Annotated in this window: 9 protein-coding genes; 7 read left to right on the top strand and 2 right to left on the bottom strand. The window is 55.7% G+C overall.

Features of this window, described 5'->3' with window-relative positions; translation table 11 throughout:
- Positions 1-5: 5 nt before the first annotated feature.
- Complete coding sequence (locus ACQQZ8_RS14190) at positions 6-365, top strand: hypothetical protein (RefSeq protein WP_431710452.1); 360 nt, start codon at positions 6-8, stop codon at positions 363-365.
- Between the two features lie 157 nt (positions 366-522).
- Here ACQQZ8_RS14190 and ACQQZ8_RS14185 read toward each other — a convergent pair whose 3' ends face one another.
- Positions 523-1743 (bottom strand): CynX/NimT family MFS transporter, encoded by a 1221-nt coding sequence (locus ACQQZ8_RS14185; protein ID WP_431710451.1) that lies wholly within the window; start codon positions 1741-1743, stop codon positions 523-525.
- Between the two features lie 1533 nt (positions 1744-3276).
- Here ACQQZ8_RS14185 and ACQQZ8_RS14180 point away from each other — a divergent pair.
- Entirely contained in the window at positions 3277-3951 is a 675-nt protein-coding gene (locus tag ACQQZ8_RS14180; protein WP_431710450.1) for a hypothetical protein, read from the top strand.
- A 122-nt stretch (positions 3952-4073) separates the two neighbouring features.
- Positions 4074-5417: a D-serine ammonia-lyase gene (locus tag ACQQZ8_RS14175; RefSeq protein ID WP_431710449.1), complete on the top strand. Its 1344-nt coding sequence runs from the start codon at positions 4074-4076 to the stop codon at positions 5415-5417.
- 65 nt (positions 5418-5482) lie between these two features.
- On the opposite strand, the gene bcp is transcribed toward ACQQZ8_RS14175, so the two are convergent.
- Positions 5483-5959 carry a thioredoxin-dependent thiol peroxidase gene (gene bcp / locus ACQQZ8_RS14170; RefSeq protein WP_431710448.1) on the bottom strand — a complete coding sequence of 159 codons (477 nt, stop codon included), beginning with the start codon at positions 5957-5959 and terminating at the stop codon, positions 5483-5485.
- Positions 5960-6165: 206 nt separating this feature from the next.
- On the opposite strand from bcp, the gene ACQQZ8_RS14165 reads away from it, so the two are divergent.
- The 4 genes from ACQQZ8_RS14165 (at position 6166) to ACQQZ8_RS14150 (ending at position 12461) form a co-directional block, all read left to right on the top strand.
- Positions 6166-6480 carry a 4a-hydroxytetrahydrobiopterin dehydratase gene (locus ACQQZ8_RS14165; protein WP_431710447.1) on the top strand — a complete coding sequence of 105 codons (315 nt, stop codon included), beginning with the start codon at positions 6166-6168 and terminating at the stop codon, positions 6478-6480.
- Positions 6481-6609: 129 nt separating this feature from the next.
- On the top strand, positions 6610-7986 hold the full coding sequence (locus tag ACQQZ8_RS14160; RefSeq protein WP_431710446.1) for an NAD-dependent succinate-semialdehyde dehydrogenase: 1377 nt from the start codon (positions 6610-6612) through the stop codon (positions 7984-7986).
- A 653-nt stretch (positions 7987-8639) separates the two neighbouring features.
- Positions 8640-10373, top strand: a complete 1734-nt coding sequence (locus ACQQZ8_RS14155) for an ABC transporter ATP-binding protein (RefSeq protein WP_431710445.1) — start codon at positions 8640-8642, stop codon at positions 10371-10373.
- Positions 10374-12461 (top strand): ABC transporter ATP-binding protein, encoded by a 2088-nt coding sequence (locus tag ACQQZ8_RS14150; protein ID WP_431710444.1) that lies wholly within the window; start codon positions 10374-10376, stop codon positions 12459-12461.
- The last annotated feature ends 198 nt before the right edge of the window (positions 12462-12659 follow it).

Here is a 12659-nt window from a genome sequence, read left to right as displayed (position 1 = left end):
AAGCTATGGAATTTCTTCATACCCCCCTTGTCTTTCTTCACCTAGTTGGCGCCGCAGCACTACTTGGCGGCTGGCTGGCCACCTTCAAGACCCCGACCGTGGGTTTCTGGCAGCACCTCGGTGCTTGGATCCAGCTGGTCACCGGACTTCTGCTGGTCGGCATCGCTGAAATGTCGGCCTCCGATGGCGGTGCTGGTCTAAACCACATGAAGATCGGTATCAAGACGGTCATCCTCATCGGCATTCTTGTGGCTGCGATCATTGGTCGTCGCAAGGCTAAGCGCGGCGAAGAGGTATCGACCGGTCTAGCACATGCGGTTGGTGGCCTGTCCTTGATCAATATCGCAATCGCCGTTTTCTGGTAAACACCACACCTGAATCTGCGACGCAGAGTCAAAACTGAATTCCCTGACCCAAACCACTACGTTGGGTCGGGGAATTCCTGCGTTAAATGCCAAGTAAAGTGTTTGCGGTTGTTGAAGACTTAGGGTGCAGATTGCGTGTGTGGCCGATTATGCGGAATCACGCATGAATCTTCTGTAGCGGAGAATCACCGCGGGACAAAATAAGCGTCAGCCCAATGCCCAGCAGCCCAAAGGTCACTGTCATCCACCATGTGGTGTTCCAGCTGCCTGTCAGAGTGACAAGCCAAGCCGCCAGCATGGGGCCGGTGAAGTTTCCAACATTGAATATCTGTTGCATTAACCCCACTGCTGCGGGCGTTGAGCCGCCTGAAGGTGCGAGCTCAATAGCTACGCGGGTCATGGTTGCTGGAACCATCGCTCCACAGAGGGAAAACAGTCCCACCAGAACTACCTGCAGAGCGATCAACGAGGTGGGGTAGTTGAAAGCAAATGTTCCGAAGGACGTCAGTGCCATGATGCTGAAGGCCAGGATCAGCATGGTTTTACCTGACGCGCCACGCTGCAACAGTAATCCTGTAATGATTGCGCCCACGGCGTTGAGTCCGCCCACCAGACCTGAAAGGAACCCGCCGGTCAGCGGGCTAAGACCAAAGGTCTGGTAGATACTGGGCAGGAATCCAATAACTGCCATCCACTGCACCGTGTAACAGCCGAAGATGAATCCACTGAGCCAGACCCGGCCGGAAGACGCCGTGACAGTGATGCGGCTAATCGCTACTCTCACTCCCGCGAAGCCAGAGGTTTTCTCCGGAGGGATTATCTTCAGAATGAGCGGGATCGGAACAATCGTGAGAATGGCTAGAATCAGCCACCAAGATTGCCAGGTGAAGTACTGCAAATACCAAGCGGTGGCAAAGACACCGGCAAAGGTAGCCATCCCCATATATCCGGCCCACCAGCCAACGGCTTGGTTGAGCCGGGGGATAGGAGCATGCATGCGGATGATCCCTGGTCCCATCACTGCGGACATCACCACACCAGCGCCCTCTAGGATACGTGAAGCAATCAGGAGTGTGGCATCCTGCGACAGCGAACCGATGCTTGAGCCTATGATGAGCAAGGTAAGCCCGGTGATAAAGGTCCATCGTGCCGAAATGAGCTCCGCGAGCAGGGAAAACAGCAGGCCGCCAAGCATTCCAGCGACCTGAACGACGCCGAGCAGTACCCCGGCAACAAGGAGTGAGAATCCCAGCTGTTCTTGAATGACTGGGAGCGCCGAGGGAAGCTTCCAAATATGCAGGGCTGCAACCACACCAGAGGCCACGATCAAGATCCGAGCGGCGTTCGTTCGCTGCGCTGCGTTGTTCTCCAAAGCCACTTACCTCAGATTCATTCATTTATGCACGGTTCGAGTTGCGGTGCATGTTCACGCAAGGATTCTTGCACACAACATGTTGATTGCATTAGTTGGTTCGTTCAATGAGTCCTGCGGGCGTAGTAACGGAGAAAAGTAAATTGGCTCCAGGAATTTAAGGGGTTCTTCAGGAGTGGGCGTGTAACCGGTGAAAATCACCCCCGGATCCCAGGCACCTCGCCAACCAATGATACGTCGAAGTCTTCCAAAAGAATGGAAGTTACCTCACTACCCATCTTCGAAAGACCTCGACGCTGCCCAATCTAACCTTCATCGCAACAGATTTCACTACTTTCACCTGCGTGAACCGGCTGAGAGCAACGGCGCCGGACCAACAACACCCGCCCGATAAAAACTAAAATCCCCTGCGACGTCGCCACCACCGAACCCGTGGTGCCCTAGATGCAGGGTTCCCTGCGATACCGTCACCTGCAGATTCTCCAACGAATCCTTCAGATAGGGGCCCGCTGTTCTTGGTCATTAAGCACCACCGCTACCGTCACGTTCATCGTCGACCAGTGTGGCGGGATGACCTGTCCTCAGTCGCGGTTGAACGACTGAAAATCAGTAGGACCGGACTGCGCTAGGTGCTGGCAAGACCGGACTGTCAGCGCCAGTGGGAGTTACGGATTAGCAAAAGACCTCGGTGTCGTGCCGCTAATCGAGTAGTGCTGTCTTGAGACCAACGACTGCTCATCCACGATTCCGATCGCTTCAATGGCATCAAAGTATTTGGCGTTGACGAGCACGTCTGGAGGCATGCACGCACCGGCGTCAAGTACCTCACGGTGATCGTAGATCTCACCAAGTACGCAAAGACACCGGCACAGCGACCATGGATATGGTTCCGAGCCGTTCCTAAACCGTGTTCAAGATTCTGCTGATCGACCAAGACCAATGCTGAAAGCAGGGCATTGATGCCGTAACGATGGATGGGTTCACCGGATTAAAAAACCGTAGCTGCTGAAGAACAATCCCACGCAGTTTAAGTCGCCGATCCGTTTCGTGTGCTCAACCTAGGAGCCGGCGAGAAAGACCAGACTGCGTAATGGGTCCAGCATGAACAGCAGGGCCGACAAGGATTCAAAAATGATCGGCTGTACAAATGCCATAGAACCCTGTCCTCGGCGTAGTTCTTGGCCATTGAGAGGCAGAAAAAGAGACCTGAGGCTCTGTTTAAGACGGCTGAGTATGAGCCAGGCGCAATGGATGTGAAGGGATATCATTGGGAGGGCGGCTACCTACCGGTAACCGAAGTCAAAGGTTGGCCATTGTGCAGCGGAGCAACTGCTTAGTCGAATCGGAACTGACGTCTTCCGTGCCTACCGGGCCCTGGAAGGCACGGCGACACTCTGCGGCAACCCTCCGATTCCGAGCGGGGTGCCTCAGGGGAAGAACCGACCCGTGAGTCAACGCTCACGGGTAAGTCGGCAGGAACCATGCGGGACTCACAAAATGAGCATGGTTCCCTGCATCCTTTGAAGGGATGAGAGCAATATGGACAATACGTCACCCGAACACTCAAAAAACTTTGACCTGTGGACCAATGAACTTGTTGGTTCGGAAGCCGTTGGGACAGCTCCTGCGACCGAGGCCTACCGACGAGTGGTTCTGACTCGCGATGCAAATGGGGTTCCGACCTATAAAAACCCGATTTATGTACCGGTGGATAAATACGGTTTGCCAGTGCCTGCTCAAGATACCGAGCCAACGGAGAGTGAAAAACTCGAATTGCGTTGGGACGCAACCTTGCTGGACTACCCCCTGCCAGCGCCAAGCAAGACATCGGCGATGCCACCAAGCACGTGGCGTAAGCATCTGATTGCCGAGGTGCTGTACGGAAACATCAGGCAGGATCCCGTGCGGAAATTTGGCGTGCAAGAGTGGAAAACCGCTAACTTCACCCCGGAACTCTATGCGCTTCTCCACGTATTGATTCCCCCAGCGGTGCAACAGCTAGCTGCAGTGGCAGGCCGTAGAAAGCAAACGAATTGGTTCCAGCTGCGACTGGACCAATTGGGGATCCATACCGCCTGCGCATGGGAGGTCACACGGCTTGAATTGCTGCCGAGGCATTGGGCCGACTTGCCTAATATGCTCTTCAAGATCTCTTCCAAGGAAACGGTGGAGCAAATTATCAGTTTGGGGATGCCGGGTCAGCGGGATAATTAGTTGGCGAAGCTATGTTAACGAGACCAGAGGAGAGGTTAGACTCTGACCGTCACGAGATTGCGTGATTCTCGGGGGATGAACTGACGCTTTAACGCAATAGGAAAATGACGGGAGCGGACCGAATGACACCTGAAATCGACAAGCTACTTCAAGACCCCATTGTGGCGGCTATGGCTCGTGGTGAAGAGACTAGCTGGTTTCGAAGCGGAGATACTCCGGCGGCGCAAGCTCTTCAACGCAGCGGCTTAGACCCCGAGCTAACTCTTGATGCACGCCAGCGGTTGCACAGATTCGCTCCCTGGTTCGTGAAGCAATTCCCAGAAACTGGATCCAGCCACGGAATCCTTGAATCCCCGGTACACGGGATCCCGCAGCTGCAACAGGAACTGAACCGACGCTTAGGTGCAACACTGCCTGGCGAACTCTGGCTCAAGCGCGATGACCTGTTGCCGGTTGCTGGTTCGATTAAGGCCCGTGGCGGGATTCACGAAGTACTAGAGGTAGCCGAACGATTCGCTCTTGACGCAGGGGTCATCGGCCCCGACGATAACTATGAACGGTTCGCAGAACCGGACGTGCGAGAAGTGATGTCCCAGTACGGGATCAGCGTGGGGTCCACCGGAAACCTCGGGTTGTCTGTCGGCATCACCGCCGCAGCCTTGGGATTACAAACCACCGTACACATGTCCTCCGACGCCCGATCATGGAAGAAAGCACTGCTGCGCTCCCATGGGGTGCAGGTGGTGGAGCATCCAGGTGATTTCACCCAAGCTGTGGCAGCTGGTCGAGCTGAAGCCGCCCGCGATCCCAAAGTGCACTTTGTGGATGACGAAAACTCGCTGGCGCTATTCGCGGGCTACGCAGCCTCCGCTCAACGGCTCGCCGGCCAATTGCAGGGACTTGAGGTCACAGTGGATGAGCGACACCCGCTTTTCGTTTATCTACCCTGCGGGGTGGGAGGAAGTCCCGGAGGAGTGACCTACGGCCTCAAGCAGGTATTCGGAGATGCGGTGTACTGTTTTTTCGCTGAACCGAGCAACTGCCCAGCTGTCACACTTGGTGCGCGTACCGGACTACACGAACAGATCTCGGCCTTCGACCTAGGGCTTACAGGAGCAACTGTCGCCGACGGCTTAGCGGTAGCCCGACCCTCGGGACTTGTTGGGAGGGCGCTCGCCGAGCTGATTGATGGGTACTGCACAGTGGATGACGAGAAGATGTTGGCCTTGACCGCCTTGCTTGATGAGACCGAGAACATCCGTGTGGAACCATCAGCGACCGCAGGACTCTTGCTGCCCTGGCGTGTGAATGCCGCGACGGACTTCCGCGCTATTTCTGGGCTGAGTGACGAGCAACTGGCTAATAGTACGCACTTGGTGTGGTCAACGGGCGGATCCATGGTGCCAGCAACCGACATGCGCAGTTACCTCGAGCAAGGACGAGAGTTTCTGCCTCAAATTTCCTGATGTGAGAAACGAAAAGTCGCGACGAGCATGCCCGCCGCGACTTGAGGAATGCACCTGGCTAAGACTTACACTCCGAGAGTTTCACGCAGCCGGCGGACATGGCCTTGTGCGTCAACTCCGTACTCGGTATGGCTTATTTTCCCTTCGGGATCCACTACTACGGTAGAGCGTAGGGTTCCTTCGAAGGTCTTGTCGTTGACGGTTTTCATACCGAAGGAACCGTAAGCCTTGGCGGTTGCATGTTCCGGATCAGAAAGAAGCGGAAAATTCAGTGCTTCATCCGTTGCGAACTTGGAAATCTCGTCGGGGGAGTCCGGAGAAATCCCCAGCACGCTGTAGCCGGCTCCCTGTAAAGAGTTGAGGTTGTCGCGGAAATCGCAGGCTTCGGTAGTGCACCCCGGGGTTGCGGCCTTGGGGTAGAAGTACACGATGACGTTCTTGCCAGCATAATCGGCGAGGGAAACCTGCTGACCAGTTGAGTCCTGCAGGATAAAGGCAGGGGCTTGTTGCCCAACTTCCAGTTGTGAATTTTCTGCGCTCATCTTCAAACCTTCTTCCATATCGTGGTATCTGATTTCCACTATAGTGAGTTGACTCACTGCCCGCTAGCCATAAGCGCCGAAATGTTCAACGCGCACTCAATGAATGGGAACGTACTGCTGAGCCCCTTTCGGGTTCATTGCCTCGGTGGCAGACTGGAATGACGGTCCTACTCAAATTTTGTCGGTGCCCTAACCCAAGGAGTGTCATGTCTCCGGATGAAGTGCTGAATCACGAGGAAATTGAACTCAACCTCAAGCGTCTGCCCGGCTGGCGGTACACGGATGATGCATTGCAGGTGACCATTACTTGCCGCAAAGCACAACAAGCAATTGACCTCTTCGTGCACATTGCGCAATTAGCTCAGGACGCGAACCATCACCCCGATGTTGATTGGCGGTACAACTCGCTGAAGATTTCGCTAACCTCCCATGATGTGGGTGGAAAGCTGACGCAACGTGACATTGCCTTGGCTCAGCAAATTAGTCAGGCAGCCGAGAGCTTCGAGTGCGTACTCAGCTAAACGTTCGCTGGGCGCGAATCGATCTTCGAAAGGGCTAGCGAGCTATCGTAGCAGTGTGATCCATGACAAGCTGGAGGGGATTCGTTGTCAAGGTGGCCCGCGGGGCATCACCGCATTTCAAGGAGTGAGATGTCGATTTACGCTGTGACTAATCCGGCCACTGGCAAGGTGGAATCCACCTACTCGACCGCCAGTGATACCCAAATTCAAGATGCTATCGCCAAGGCACATCACGCTTTTAGCGGATGGTCCACTTCGGAGGTTGCCGAGCGCGCCGCGCTGCTGGAGCGCATTGCGGACATTTACGAATCACGCGCGGAGGAATTGGCCGCGATCATTACCCGCGAGATGGGAAAGCCAGCACGCCAAGCGCAAGGCGAAATCTCGATCGTGGTCTCGATCTATCGCTATTACGCAAAGAATGGGCCAAAGTTCTTAGAAGACGAAGAACTTGAGGTGGCTTCCGGTGGCAAGGCGCTGGTGCGCAAGGAGGCCGTAGGCGTGCTACTGGGTATCATGCCGTGGAACTTCCCGTACTATCAGGTGGCTCGCTTTGCCGCACCAAACTTGATGAACGGCAACACCATCCTGCTCAAGCATGCACCGCAATGCCCCGAATCAGCGCTGGCCATGGAACAGATATTCAAGGATGCAGGCGCGCCGGTGGGTGCCTACGTCAATATCTTTGCCAGCAACGAGCAAGTTGCCGATATCATCGCTGACCGCAGAGTCCAAGGTGTATCGCTAACCGGATCGGAACGCGCCGGAGCTGCAGTAGCCGAAATCGCCGGACGGAACTTGAAGAAGGTTGTCCTCGAACTTGGTGGCTCCGATCCCTTCCTGGTCATGGAGGATGCGGATGTGGCTCGTACTGCGAAGATGGGCATGCGTGCCCGTTTCGCAAACACCGGGCAGGCCTGCAATGCTGCCAAGCGTTTTATTGTTGACTCCGCGGTATACGACGAGTTCTCCAAGGCGCTAGTTGAGCAGGTGGAAACCATAAAGATGGGCGACCCGACGCAACCTGACACCTTCCTTGGCCCACTATCCTCCGCTGCCGCACGTGATGGGTTGGCTGCACAGGTCAAGGACGCCATCGATAAGGGAGCCACCGTACTTGCTGGTGGAAAGCCTGTCGACGGTGACGGTGCCTATTTTGAACCCACGGTTTTGGCTGGTGTCACTGAGGAGATGCGGGCCTTCTCTGAGGAACTCTTCGGCCCGGTAGCAGTGCTCTACAAGGTTGATGGAGAGGAAGAAGCGGTCGCGCTCGCGAACAACACCGACTATGGTCTGGGCGCGTCGGTTCATACCGCCGACCACGAACGCGCCGAGCGGATCTCCCGCCGCCTCGAAGCCGGGATGGTGGCCATCAATGAGCCATCAGGTAGCGCCGCCGAACTACCTTTTGGTGGCGTAAAGCGCTCAGGTATCGGACGTGAACTGGGCAAGTACGGCATGGACGAGTTCATTAACCACAAATTGGTGAAGGTCTCAGCGCGTTAACAGGCTGAACAAACTTATTAAGGGCCGCCGAATACGCTGGTATTCGGCGGCTTGTTCGGTCTTTCTCCCCGCAGGATTCTAATTGGGTGGCCCCAAGAATTTGCCTGGGGGTAGAGCATCGTAGAGCCGAAAATTTCGTAATGAGCTCCATGTTGATTCTCTGACGCGCAGGAATAATACTCATGTGGATTACCTGCGGTTGGCGAAGAGGAACAAATCGAGCCAAGGGCAGCCTAGGTTCACCAATCCAACAGGGAAACACTACGGAGGCAGAGTGAGCTTACTCAATGCTTCCGGTACAACGTTGAATGAGGATTCGAAAAGCGTTAAGTCGCTGTGTGGATCGTTCAGGAGCTTCGTGCTGGGCGGGTGCGTAATCCACGGAACCTGCTCCGCGGGACAAGTGTGTAACGAGCGAAGATCCAGCGGCTCCGTCCCTTGGCAAGAACCTCGGACTGCCTTAGGTCCTCTGAAATTCACCCCGGAACTGAGGGACTGAATCAGCTCCGGGCAGTGATTGGCTAAAATCAATCGGAAGGATGACTCTTTCTGTCATTCGTCCGCGCTAGACTAGCTATCGCTCTCCGATCGCGCTGCCCTTAATCCGAAGCGGTACCGCTGCGTAGAGCCTGATGCCAGCGAGGATTTACCAGATGCTTCTCAAGCTGATCTTAGAACATTCCAAGCCCTATAAGGGATGGATTATTGCAGTGGTCATACTGCAAATGTTGACCACCATCGCCACCTTGCTACTGCCCAGCTTAAACGCCAGAATTATCGATGTCGGTGTTGTACAAACCGATATCGACTACATCTGGCGTACCGGCGGAATCATGCTGGTCGTTGCGCTCGTTCAGGTGGTCACCGCCATCGCGGCCGTGTACTTTGGCGCTAAAACCGCGATGAGCCTTGGACGGGATCTCCGACAGGCGGTCTTCGAGCAGGTTTCCACTTTCTCAGCTCAAGACGTGAACAAGTTTGGGGCCGCCACGCTGATTACCCGTGGCACCAACGACGTGCAACAGGTTCAGATGCTGACGTTGATGGCGCTGAACTTCATGATTTCTGCGCCAATCATGTCGATCGGTGGGGTCATTATGGCCATCCGTGAAGACCCGGGCCTCTCTTGGCTGGTCTGGGTTTCGGTGCCGATGGTGCTACTTGCCGTAGGGATCATTGTCATCAAGCTAATGCCCTTGTTCCGTGAGATGCAAGTACGGATCGACGGAATCAACGGAGTGCTGCGTGAACAAATCACAGGTATTCGTGTTGTGCGTGCGTTCGTGCGAGAAGCGCATGAATCCGAGCGGTATGCCCAAGCTAACCAGAATCTGACCAACCTGGGGATCAAGGTAGGCAACCTGTTTGTGCTGATGTTCCCAGCGATCATGATGATCTTGCACTTAGCCACCGCAGCTGTGCTGTGGTTCGGCGGGCAGCGGGTAGATACGAACCAAGTGGAAGTCGGTGCACTCACCGCCTTCCTGCAATACCTTTTGCAAATCCTCATGGCGGTCATGATGGGTACTTTCATGGCCATGATGGTTCCACGCGCGATGGTGTCGGCCGATCGTATTGGTGAGGTACTGAGTACCGAGCCGAGCATGACCGAAGCCGAAGATCGTGACATGCAGTTGCCGACCCCGGGTACCGTGGAGTTCCGTAATGTCAGCTTCGGCTACCCCGGCGCGGAGGAACCGGTGCTCAATAATGTTTCCTTCACCGCCGAACCTGGCCAAGTAACCGCGATTATTGGGTCCACCGGTTCCGGTAAGACGACGTTGCTGAACCTGATTCCGCGGCTCTACGATGTCACCCGCGGGCAGATTCTGATTGGTGGGGTGCCGGTTGATGAGCTGGGCCGAGAGACGATTTCAAAGAATATTTCCGCGGTTCCGCAGCGGCCCTACCTGTTCTCCGGAACGGTGGCCAGTAACCTCCGCTTCGGAGCCCAAAAAGCCACTGACGAAGAACTCTGGGCGGCCTTGCGAATCGCTCAGGCCGAGGATTTTGTCACTGAACGCGAAGGTCAGTTAGAGTCCCGGATCTCGCAGGGTGGCACCAACGTCTCTGGCGGTCAACGTCAACGACTGTGTATTGCTCGAGCGTTAGCCGCTAAGCCTCGCACCTATCTCTTTGATGACTCTTTCTCCGCTTTGGACGTCGCGACCGACGCGAAGTTGCGGGCTGCGTTGGCAGAACCGACCAAAGACGCCGCGGTGATCATCGTGGCTCAACGTGTTTCTACGATTACCCGAGCCGATCAGATTCTGGTATTGGATCATGGGCAGATCGTTGACCGCGGTACTCATGAGGAACTTTTGCAGTCCTCGACAACCTATCAAGAAATTGTTGCATCACAGCTAAGTGCGGAGGAGGTGGCCTAAATGGGGGAGAAATCAAAGAAAAACACCAGCCCCGCGGTGAAGACCGATGTGGAATTGGAAGAAATCGATGAATTCGAGGTAGCCGCCGGCGGTGACGGCTGGGATGAAGCCCCGGTGCGCAAAGCACAGCATTTTTGGCCCTCGGCCAAGCGTCTCGTAGGGCTACTGGCACCGTACAAGCTGGGTATGGTGATCGTCTTCGCGCTGATCGGCGTGTACGTGGTGCTTTCGGTCGTGGCCCCTCGGGTGCTCGGACGCGCCATGGATGTCATCTTTGCCGGACTTGTCGGAAAGAACCTACCGGCAGGAACCCCCGCCGACCTGCTAATCGAACAGTTGCGGGCTTCCGGGCAAGATACGCAGGCAGATATGCTCTCGCGGATCGACTTTGTTCCAGGCCAAGGCATCGACTTCACTCAGCTCTCGCGCTACATCCTGATCGTGCTGTCCATGTACTTCATCGCTTCGATCTTTATGTGGCTCTCCGGGTGGCTGCTGAATAAGCTCGTGATGCGCGTAGTGCACAAGCTACGCAAGGATGTCGAAGATAAGATCAACGCCTTACCACTGAATTACTTTGATACTCGGCAGCGTGGCGACATTCTCTCCCGGGTAACCAATGACGTGGACAATATCCAGAATGCGCTGCAGCAGGCATTGAGCCAGTTGGTGCAGTCTGCGCTGACCGTCATTGGCATTGTCATCATGATGTTCGTGGTCTCCTGGCAGCTGGCGCTGATCGCTTTAGTGGCGCTGCCGCTTTCCGCCGTCGCTGCGGGTGTGATCGGCACCCGTGCACAGAAGCTTTTCACCGCGCAGTGGAAGAACACCGGTGCGCTTAACGGGCAGATTGAGGAATCCTTCTCGGGTCATGACTTGATGAAGGTTTTTGGCCGCGAAGATGACATGGTGGATCGTTTCACCCAGCGCAATGACGAGCTCTACAAAGCCAGTTTCGGTGCCCAGTTTGTTTCCGGGATGATCATGCCGGTGATGAACTTCGTCTCCTACCTGTCCTATGTGGGTATTGCGGTAGTCGGTGGTCTGCGTGTGGCTTCGGGTGGAATGACCCTGGGAGATGCGACCGCATTCATCCAGTACTCCCGCGAGTTCACTCAGCCGCTGGCACAGATGGCAGGATTGGCCAATATGTTGCAGTCGGGCGTGGCCTCCGCCGAGCGGACCTTTGAACTCTTAGATGCCGAAGAGCAGGATCCGGAAGACGCACGGGAACGGTTGCCCGAGCGGACCGATGGTCACGTGTCCTTCGAAAACGTGAGTTTCTCATACAGCTCGGACAAGCCACTGATCGAAGATTTGTCCTTTGACGCGGACCCCGGACACACCGTGGCAATTGTGGGACCAACCGGTGCAGGTAAAACCACACTGGTTAACCTCGTGATGCGCTTCTATGAACTGAATTCGGGGCGGATCATGTTGGATAACGTGGATATCACCCATCTATCCCGCGCTGATCTGCGTTCCAAGGTAGGGATGGTGCTACAGGACGCGTGGTTGTTTGGCGGCACGATCATGGAAAACATCCGCTACGGGCGCTTGGAAGCAACCGATGAAGAGGTTATCGAAGCGGCCAAAGCCACCTTCGTGGATCGTTTTGTGCGTGCCCTGCCTGAAGGGTATGACACTGTCATCGATGAGGAAGGAACCAACGTTTCGGCTGGTGAAAAACAGTTGATCACCATCGCGCGAGCGTTCGTGGCCAACCCGTCGTTGTTGATCTTGGATGAAGCCACCAGCTCGGTGGACACCCGAACCGAAGTGTTGGTGCAACAGGCTATGGCGGCGTTGCGTACCGACCGTACCAGTTTCGTGATCGCTCACCGCCTGTCCACCATCCGGGATGCCGATACCATTTTGGTCATGGAAGCTGGACGGATCGTTGAGCAGGGGAACCATGAGCAACTCCTGGAGCGGCAGGGTGCCTATTACCGGCTATACCAGTCGCAGTTCGCTGGTCCGGCCGAAGACGTGGATGCCAACCCGGACACCGCGGCTGTCCCGGCGGTGACCGGTGGACTGCCGGTGGCTGGTCTTCCGGGGGAAACCCCGGATCCCGAGACGAACTAACCCGCCGATGGGCTCATGCCGTGGCAGTTCAGCGACAGAAATGCTGAGTTGCCGCGGCATTGCTGTGTGCACGTCGCGCTGGCTCACTTGCTGAAGTCTTGCGTACTAAGAGTCTGCATCTCGCACCGCGAACAAACGCTGTCAGGACAGCCCATACAATCCCCATAAATGCTTCGTGTCATCTATCCGAAACGGCAG

The sequence above is a fragment of the Glutamicibacter uratoxydans genome (genome assembly GCF_050753455.1).
GTDB lineage: Bacteria > Actinomycetota > Actinomycetes > Actinomycetales > Micrococcaceae > Glutamicibacter > Glutamicibacter uratoxydans_A.
This window is presented reverse-complemented; position numbering and strand designations above follow the sequence as displayed.

Bases quoted from the DNA above. Each gene is read 5' to 3' on its own strand.
- ACQQZ8_RS14180 (WP_431710450.1), top strand. From the start codon at position 3,277: ATGGACAATACGTCACCCGAACACTCAAAAAACTTTGACCTGTGGACC.
- ACQQZ8_RS14150 (WP_431710444.1), top strand. From the start codon at position 10,374: ATGGGGGAGAAATCAAAGAAAAACACCAGCCCCGCGGTGAAGACCGAT.
- ACQQZ8_RS14160 (WP_431710446.1), top strand. From the start codon at position 6,610: ATGTCGATTTACGCTGTGACTAATCCGGCCACTGGCAAGGTGGAATCC.
- ACQQZ8_RS14165 (WP_431710447.1), top strand. From the start codon at position 6,166: ATGTCTCCGGATGAAGTGCTGAATCACGAGGAAATTGAACTCAACCTC.
- ACQQZ8_RS14155 (WP_431710445.1), top strand. From the start codon at position 8,640: ATGCTTCTCAAGCTGATCTTAGAACATTCCAAGCCCTATAAGGGATGG.
- ACQQZ8_RS14175 (WP_431710449.1), top strand. From the start codon at position 4,074: ATGACACCTGAAATCGACAAGCTACTTCAAGACCCCATTGTGGCGGCT.
- bcp (WP_431710448.1), bottom strand. From the start codon at position 5,959: ATGAGCGCAGAAAATTCACAACTGGAAGTTGGGCAACAAGCCCCTGCC.
- ACQQZ8_RS14190 (WP_431710452.1), top strand. From the start codon at position 6: ATGGAATTTCTTCATACCCCCCTTGTCTTTCTTCACCTAGTTGGCGCC.